General features: G+C 52.2%; 8 protein-coding genes. All 8 read right to left on the bottom strand.

The features are described from left to right. Positions 1–184: 184 nt before the first annotated feature. On the bottom strand, positions 185–817 hold the full coding sequence (locus AC3WQH_RS11060) for an alpha/beta hydrolase (RefSeq protein ID WP_492332035.1): 633 nt from the start codon (positions 815–817) through the stop codon (positions 185–187). After that, complete coding sequence (locus tag AC3WQH_RS11055; RefSeq protein ID WP_492332034.1) at positions 810–938, bottom strand: hypothetical protein; 129 nt, start codon at positions 936–938, stop codon at positions 810–812. Before AC3WQH_RS11055 ends, AC3WQH_RS11060 begins: the two co-directional genes overlap by 8 nt. Before the next feature lie 41 nt (positions 939–979). Next, positions 980–2,581: an ABC transporter substrate-binding protein gene (locus AC3WQH_RS11050; RefSeq protein WP_492332033.1), complete on the bottom strand. Its 1,602-nt coding sequence runs from the start codon at positions 2,579–2,581 to the stop codon at positions 980–982. 157 nt (positions 2,582–2,738) lie between these two features. Next, a complete protein-coding gene (locus AC3WQH_RS11045; protein ID WP_005828619.1) occupies positions 2,739–3,608 on the bottom strand; it encodes a Cof-type HAD-IIB family hydrolase in 870 nt (289 codons plus the stop codon). A gap of 95 nt (positions 3,609–3,703) precedes the next feature. Next, positions 3,704–5,629: an ATP-dependent zinc metalloprotease FtsH gene (ftsH, locus tag AC3WQH_RS11040; protein WP_005828620.1), complete on the bottom strand. Its 1,926-nt coding sequence runs from the start codon at positions 5,627–5,629 to the stop codon at positions 3,704–3,706. Between the two features lie 69 nt (positions 5,630–5,698). Beyond that, entirely contained in the window at positions 5,699–6,238 is a 540-nt protein-coding gene (hpt, locus tag AC3WQH_RS11035) for a hypoxanthine phosphoribosyltransferase (RefSeq protein ID WP_005828622.1), read from the bottom strand. Next, positions 6,235–7,662, bottom strand: a complete 1,428-nt coding sequence (gene tilS / locus AC3WQH_RS11030; protein WP_007776407.1) for a tRNA lysidine(34) synthetase TilS — start codon at positions 7,660–7,662, stop codon at positions 6,235–6,237. The genes hpt and tilS overlap by 4 nt, the downstream gene beginning before the upstream one ends. Continuing rightward, positions 7,634–8,086 (bottom strand): threonine/serine exporter family protein, encoded by a 453-nt coding sequence (locus AC3WQH_RS11025; RefSeq protein ID WP_005828624.1) that lies wholly within the window; start codon positions 8,084–8,086, stop codon positions 7,634–7,636. The genes tilS and AC3WQH_RS11025 overlap by 29 nt, the downstream gene beginning before the upstream one ends. Positions 8,087–8,089 lie beyond the last annotated feature (3 nt).

The following is an 8,089-nucleotide window of genomic DNA, read 5'->3' as shown; positions in this document are numbered from 1 at the left end:
GAGTGCTAGCTCACTACGCTCTGTTATGCTAAGATGTGTATAACTCATGATTGATTCTCCTGTGTAAATGGTGTTGTGGTGACTTCATTTTACACGAATCAATCATGGGCCGTTTTTTTATCTAGGTGTCGCACTTGATATTACAATCTGTCTTTTAAAAAGGATATGAGCCTGTCGCTCTCGTCTACTCTGCCCGGAACAACCATTGCAGCGCCTCCGGGACGTACTGCACCCCCAGATCGAAGGAATGGTACTCGCTCTCGTAAATCACCTGGCGCACCGTGCTTTCGGTAAAGCCGTTTTGCAGCAAAAGTTCATACACCTTTTTGCTGTTGGGCACCATCCACTGTTGTCCGTTCGTGCGGCCTGCACCTTCTGCATGTCCCAGGTTCATGTAGAGGCGCTGGCCTGTCTGCCGGATGGGCAACTGCTCCAGCCATTCGATGATGCCCGGAAACCAGAAGGAGCCGGAAAAGCTCCCGATTCGCCCAAAAAAATCCGGATACGCGAAAGCCGTGTAGACGGAGATAAGCCCGCCAAACGAAAAGCCCATAATCCCCGTATGCTCTCTGTCCGGCAGCGTCCGCAGCTTGCTGTCGATGTACGGCTTCAGCTCGTTCGCCAGAAAACGGGCGTAGACGGATGCATTGCCGCCAAACATCTTGCCTGGCTCAAACACGTTGGGCGAAACAAACGGCGTGTATTCGTCGTTGCGATCAAACGAAGCCACTCCGACAAAAATCATACCTGGCAACTCGCCCTTCGCCGTCAGCTCCCGCACTTTCAGCAAGGTGTCGCTATCGTTTGGCTCAATCAAATCTCCTGTCCTGCAAATAGACGACAGGGTAACGCTGGTCGCTGTCCGCATAACCGTCAGGAAAGTAAATCAATAACTGTCGTTCGTTAAACGTATCGTGTAGCACGCTAGGCTGACTCATCTGCCCGCTCTCCTCTCCGTCCATGCGATTGATTTTGGAGGCTATTCCGCAAGAACCCGGAGCAGCTCCTTCGTCGTGTACTCAACCGCCAACGGACCTTTTGTACTGATCGAGACATTCAGCGACTGCCACACTTTGCTTTTGTTCAGCTCGGCAAGCGTCGTATCCATATTGTCCAAATAATCGACGAGGAAAATGTAGTCGGGATCGAGCACTGTTATGCCTTCCAAAGAAACGACGTCGCCCTCCAGCTTGTACTGGCCGGGAGGTTTGAGGCCCAGCCCGGATTTTTCATCGAAAGCATACGAGACGTCATTGTCATCGAGCACGTAAAAAGTGCTGCCGTCACCTGATGCCCGCAGGAACGTCACGGTTTTGTCCTTTTTCGCGGCCAATTTTTCTCCGGCTTCTGCCATCAGCGCTTCCAGCTTCGTGATATAGTCCTCGGCCAACTGCTCTTTGCCGATCAGTTTGGCGTATTCGCGGAGCGTCTCTGCCCAGGTTCGCTCCTCTGTATTGTTAATCATCGCAACGGTGGAAATATGGCTCAAATCTTCGTAGACGTCATTGTGCGTCCCGGAAAAAGCTACAATCAAATCCGGTTCAAGCTCCGTCATCAGCTCCAGATTCGGTGTAGTCACTTCACCGATATCTTTGACTGTGGCTGTTTTGGCGTAAGGCTTCAACGTTTCAAACGATCCCAGCATGCGCTCTGCCAGTGTAGAGGCGATCGGAGGTGTTTCCAGCGCAAAGAAATACTCCATCATTCCAAAGTGAGTAACGGCAACACGCTGTGGCTGCTTGGCAATCACCACTTCTTTTCCTGTCGCATCCACATAGGTTCGCGGCCATTGCTGCTGCTTCGCTTGCTGGGCATTCGCTGCGGCCGAAGCTTCTGTTGTTTGCTGCGTCGACTGCGGAGGACTGCTGTTGACTGCCCCGCCATTCCCAGGACTGGAGCATGCACTCAAAAGCAACGCGAGCCCCAGCATCAGCTTGTGCATTTTGCCTTTGGTTCCATTTCTGAATAGCTGCACTTTCTCTCCCTCACCTTTTCGATAATGATTTTCATTATTAAACAGATTGTAGTTGTGCTGCTTCGCCTGGGAAACAAGGTCGGCTTTTCCGTAGCCTCGCGCTTCTTCGTCCATTTGCCGCAACAGCTCGGAGACAAAAAGCTGAAACAGCCCTCTCGCCCGCAGTTGCCGCACAGGATCGGCGTCGTTCGCCTGCCAAACTGCGTGCAGCTTTTCCACCTGATCGAACAGGGCGACAGACTGTTGGGGAATAAAGGCATACGGAGCCAAAAACCAGTTGCGCCGCTCCAAAAGCTGCATGATTTCCTGGCGGCATGGCAAAGAAATAACCGCTTTATAAAAAAGAATGTAGTATTCCGCGTCGTTTTCGCAGGCCGTGATTTCGAGCGTCAGTCCCTTGCCGCCGTGAATGACGTGAAAGCTGCGCACAGAATACGCCAGCTCATCCAGCAACACCTCGGCGCGACCGCGAATGAAATACAGAAACACACTCGAAGGGAGCGGATCAAACCTCTGTTTTTCCCCTGGCCGCACAATCTGGTGGCGTACGTCCATGACTTTGACGGAAGCGTGATTCCACAGAAGAAAAAGCTCTTTTTGCATCATAGGGGGTACTCTCTCCTCTCCGAATAGCTACGCTCATTATAATTGATAACCATTCTCAACAACAACAAAAACCGCCCAGGCTAAGGACGGTTTCTCGGCAGAGAGAGTTTTGCTACCGCTTTTAAAGACTTTTACAGCTATGATTCCACTTTGTCGGCTATATCGTCGGCTCGCCAATCACGCGTTCCAAAATAAATCGGGCTACGCCATCGTCGTTATGATGCGGCGCGATATATTTGGCAATCTGCTTGATCGCAGGCGTTGCGTTTTCCATCGCCACCGAATAGCCAGCCCCGGTCAACGCCTCGCGATCGTTCTCCGCATCGCCGAACGCCATCACCTGTTCGGGCGCTATTCCCCACGTCTTGCAAAAATACAGCAGTCCTTCCCATTTGGAAACGCCGTGGGGAATGACCTCGATATTTTGCTTGCCGGACGAAGTGATCGTCACCTGCTCCTGCCACGGGTTGAACTGCTCAGCAACCCGCTTCAGCCGTTCCGGATTGTTGTCCCAGACGAAAAACTTGACGATTTCCGCTTCTCCGCTTTCGATTTTTTGCAGCATTTCCGCAAGCGGCGCGACGCGGGCGAGCCTGTAAAACGCAAACTGCCGCATGGAGACTCCCTCCACCGATGCATCCTGCTCGATGATCGCCTCCAGACGCTCACGATCCTCCTGCACCATCCAGCGGTTGCTGTTCGTATCATGCAGTTCGTAGTAAATCGGCTCTTGTCGCAGCGCATGGATCGCATCAATCACCATTTCCTTGGACAAGTAAAAGCGGCGAACCAGCGTGCCGTCTTTTTCATAAATCGCTGCCCCGTTGCTGCATACGTATCCGTCAAATGGAAACGAGTCAATCGGGACTTGGGCGGAGCCGAACATTCTGCCTGTCGACAGCACCAGCTTGCAGCCCTTTTCTTGCAGCTTGAACAGTGCCGCTCTCGTCCCTTCTGTCATTTGTGATGCCTCGTTCAACAACGTACCGTCCATATCAAATGCAGCCATTCCCGGTGTAAGCAGCATCATTTCTCCTCCTCCAGATCGATTCGGTTGATTATGATTTTGCGAAAGCAAACCTCTTGTCCTTTTATGAAGAAAAGAGGCACCTGAGGCGCCCCTTATTGTTTCGGTTCTTCGTTTGTTTCGTCTTGCTTCGGTTGAATGTTGACGACCACATCGCCGTTATCCGGATTGTCTGGATCGTTGTCCATTCTGCCCGTCTCGATCAGTTGTTTGATCTGATCTGCATCAAGTGTTTCTACGCGCAGCAGAGTGTTCGCAATCAGATCGAGCTGATCGCGGTGCTTGGTCAGCAACTCTTTACACTTGGCGTAGCATTCGTTGATGATGTTTTGCATTTCCAGATCAATCTCATAGGCGATCTTGTCGGAGTAGTTGCGCTCGTTGCCGTAATCGCGGCCCAGGAATACCTGTCCCTGGCTCTTGCCGAACTGCATCGGACCGAGTCTGCTCATCCCGTATTCGGTAATCATGCTGCGGGCAATCGCGGTCGCGCGCTGGAAGTCATTGTGTGCCCCGGTACTGATATCCCCGAGCACCAGCTCCTCAGCCACTCGTCCACCCAAGAGGCCGACGATTTTGTCGAGCAAATCTGTTTTGGTAGCAAAGAAACGGTCTTCTTTTGGCAGCATCACGGTGTATCCGCCAGCCTGGCCGCGCGGAATGATCGTTACCTTATGTACCATTTCTGCATTTCTCAGGTGATAGCCGATAATGGTGTGACCGGCTTCGTGGAAAGCAACCAGGCGTCTTTCGTCCTCGCTGACAACGCGAGACTTTTTCGCCGGACCAGCAATGACGCGGTCGATCGCTTCGTCCACTTCCTTCATGCTGATTTGCTTTTTGTTTTTGCGGGCAGTAAGGAGAGCAGCTTCGTTCAGCAAGTTCTCCAAATCAGCACCTGTGAAGCCCGAAGTACCACGGGCAATCACATCCAGCTTCACGTCGTCGCCAAGCGGCTTGTTGCGGGCATGAACCTTGAGCACCGCTTCACGGCCTTTGATGTCGGGACGATCCACTGTGATTTGACGGTCAAAACGTCCTGGACGCAGAAGCGCCGGGTCGAGAATGTCAGGTCGGTTGGTCGCAGCCACCATGATGATGCCTTCGTTGCCGCCGAAACCGTCCATCTCTACGAGCAACTGGTTGAGGGTTTGCTCGCGCTCGTCATGACCACCGCCGAGACCAGCTCCACGCTGGCGACCTACGGCGTCGATCTCGTCGATGAAGATAATGCACGGAGCATTTTTCTTCGCGTTTTCAAACAGGTCACGCACGCGGGATGCACCCACCCCGACGAACATTTCCACGAAGTCAGAACCGGAAATGCTGAAGAACGGAACGCCTGCCTCACCAGCAACAGCGCGGGCGAGCAAGGTTTTACCAGTACCTGGAGGACCTACGAGCAGGACCCCTTTTGGAATACGGGCACCAACGGCGTTAAATTTGCGCGGGTCTTTCAGGAACTCAACGACTTCCTCCAGCTCCGCTTTTTCTTCATCTGCACCCGCTACATCGTCAAACGTAACGCGCTTCTTCTCTTCGTTGTACAGCTTCGCGCGGCTTTTTCCGAAGTTCATCACTCGGCTGCCGCCACCCTGGGCATTGTTCAGAAGGAAGAAAAACAGGATGAAAATGATGACAAAAGGAATGATCGAGGTCAGGAACGTGAGCCAAATGCTGTTGCCCTCCGCTGGATTGAACTCTACCTTTTTCAGTTTTTGTTCATCAATTTTCGTCTCGACCAGCTTTACAACATCAGAGTCGTACAAAGGAACGTTGGTAAAAAATTTGTTGCTTTCCTGTCCCGGAATAGCTTTAGCTAGTGTACCCTCTACCCTGTATGTACCATTTTCAGGGCGCATGGATAGCTCTGTAACATTGTCAGCTTTAAGCTGTACCCGGAAATCCTGATATGTAAGTTTCCCAACCTTATCAGTACCGGAGAGGATGAAATTCACGATCCCGACCGTGACAAGAAAAATCAGCAGGTAGAACCCGGTATTACGAAAAAAGCGATTCATTCCTTACCTCCTCTCACGAACAGACACTTTTCACATTTTATCATATTTTGCCGAGTCTCCACAACAAAGCTACTTGGTGTAGACTTCAGGCTTCAATACCCCGATGTACGGCAAATTACGATACCGCTCGGCGTAGTCCAGACCGTATCCGACGACAAACTCGTCCGGAATATCGTAACCGCTGTAGTCTGGCGAAATATCCACCTTGCGACGCTCCGGTTTGTTGAGGAGTGTCACGACTTTCACAGAGGCAGCTTCCCGATGGCGCAACAGCTCTACCAATCGGCTCAGTGTCAATCCGCTATCCATGATGTCTTCTACTACCAGCACATGTCTGTTTTGCACGGAGGTATCAAGGTCCTTCAGAATTTTCACCATGCCGGAGGACTCGGTTCCGCTTCCGTAGCTGGAAACCGCCATGAAATCCATTTCGCACGGAATATCCATGTGGCGGATCAGGTCAGCCATGAAAACAACCGCGCCTTTCAGAACGCAAATCACCAACGGATTTTTGTCCTTGTATTCGGCAGCCAGTGTCTTGCCCAATTCCTTTACCTTTCCTGCAATATCTTCTTCTGATAGCAAAATCTTCTCGATGTCTTGATTCATGAAAAAACCTCCCGCCAATCTTCTCCAAACTCTACCCGCACGTGTAGAAAACGCCTGGTCTGTCCATTTACCGGCGCCACGGCGGAACGGCGCACGCCTGGTACCCAAATTACCTCATCGCCCGCCGTCAAGAGCGGAAGTTTGTCCCGCCATGCTCGCGGAATTTTGGCATCAATGAGTAGATCTTTCAGCTTCTTTCCATCTGCCGAGCCAAACAGGGTGAGACGGTCTCCTGGTTTCCGGTTACGCAAATACAGCGCTCCTGGAAGCTGATCGGCGTCAAACACCGCTTCATTGCCCGGGAGTCGCCCCCAATCCATGGGACCTTCAAGGTAAGAAATATGTACCGTGGCATTGCTCTCGTCGATCCGGGTCACCCCTGGAACTGCGAGTTCGTAACTATAGGTATGTATGCAGTCTTGCCGCTTCCTACGACTAAAAAGTACTCGTCCGTACATCCGGCTTACCGCCATGTTGTCGGGCAAATGCAGTTCCGCAGAAGGGCGACTCCCCCCTAGCATGTGCAAAACGGTCTCCACATGCTGCGAAGACCATTCGGTATGTTTTGAGAGATAACTTAATATTAGAGTAATCATTCTCCTTTGTAAAGCAACGTCACAAGTTTGAAACTTGTCTTTGTCAATCATAAATGCTTCCTGTGTCTTTTCGATCGTGGCCTCATCCAGACGTTCGCGGGCCAGCCGTGTCAAAAAAGCTTCATCCTGCGAAATCGCCCTGGCGAGATCGAGAATATGCTCGCGGTACCTCTCGTTCACCTCGGCAAGCAACGGCATCACGTCAAGACGCAGCAAATTGCGCTTGTACTTGCGCGATCGGTTGCTGCTGTCCTCACGCGGGACAAGACGATTTTCCTGGCAATAGGCTTCCAGTTCCTGACGCGTTTTATGCAACAGAGGACGCACCAGTTCCATCTCGCTGTCCTCCAGCATGCGACGCTGCGGCATGCCTGTAAGTCCCTGCAGCCTGCTGCCGCGAACGAGGCGAAACAAAATCGTCTCGACCTGGTCGTCTGCATGATGCGCCAATGCCAGCTTGCTCGCCCCGTGCGCGCTGCCTACCTCGCGATAAAAGCGGTAGCGAAGCTCGCGGCTCGCCTCCTGGCTCCCTTTTCCCGTCTTTTTCATATAGGAGGGGACATCGTACGCAAACAGGTGAAAAACTGCGCCAAGCTCGCTGCACAACGCCTCTGCGTACTGTGCGTCCAGCCTGGCCTCCTCTCCGCGAAAGCCGTGATTCAGGTGTACGGCATGCAGCTTCCAGCCGTATTGATATTGTTTATTGAGAGAAGCCAATATATGCAAAAGAGCTGTAGAATCATTGCCGCCGGAAACCCCTACCACAATCGTTTCCCCGGGAAGCAAAAGCCCGGAAGCCTCAATCTCGTTGTGTACGCTTGCCAGCATAGCGGGCTCCTTTCCAGATCGTCACGACGGAAATACCAAAAATAAGTCCAGATGCGATAGCTCCGGCCACCATCATCGTCTTGGTCGCCAGGGTAATGCCTTCCACGTAGTTGTTGTTCACGAAAGCGAGCATCGACTTGTAAGCCAAAGACCCCGGAACGAGCGGGATGATGCCCGCAACGCTAAAGTTGGTCGAAGGAACGCGAAGCAAGATGGATAAAAATTGACTCAGCAACGAGACGATCGCCGCGGAAGCAAATGTCGAAAGCAACACTTCCGCGCCCAAGATCGGCAACAGCGAGAACACGCAAAAACCGACCATACCTGCCAATCCGCCGGCCAAAATCGTGCGGACCGGGACGTTAAACAGCACACACCACGCCATTGACGAGACGAAGCTCAGCGCCAAACCTTGAAAAAACATACT

It is taken from the genome of Brevibacillus sp. FW301-21C12A (assembly GCF_058788915.1).
The sequence above is the reverse complement of the archived record's forward strand: the minus strand, read 5'-3'. Positions and strand labels throughout refer to the sequence as shown.

What these genes read in the sequence shown, in the direction of transcription:
- tilS (WP_007776407.1), bottom strand. Translation starts at nt 7,662, where the DNA reads ATGCTGGCAAGCGTACACAACGAGATTGAGGCTTCCGGGCTTTTGCTT.
- hpt (WP_005828622.1), bottom strand. Translation starts at nt 6,238, where the DNA reads ATGAATCAAGACATCGAGAAGATTTTGCTATCAGAAGAAGATATTGCA.
- AC3WQH_RS11050 (WP_492332033.1), bottom strand. Translation starts at nt 2,581, where the DNA reads ATGATGCAAAAAGAGCTTTTTCTTCTGTGGAATCACGCTTCCGTCAAA.
- AC3WQH_RS11055 (WP_492332034.1), bottom strand. Translation starts at nt 938, where the DNA reads ATGAGTCAGCCTAGCGTGCTACACGATACGTTTAACGAACGACAGTTA.
- AC3WQH_RS11045 (WP_005828619.1), bottom strand. Translation starts at nt 3,608, where the DNA reads ATGCTGCTTACACCGGGAATGGCTGCATTTGATATGGACGGTACGTTG.
- ftsH (WP_005828620.1), bottom strand. Translation starts at nt 5,629, where the DNA reads ATGAATCGCTTTTTTCGTAATACCGGGTTCTACCTGCTGATTTTTCTT.
- AC3WQH_RS11025 (WP_005828624.1), bottom strand. Translation starts at nt 8,086, where the DNA reads ATGTTTTTTCAAGGTTTGGCGCTGAGCTTCGTCTCGTCAATGGCGTGG.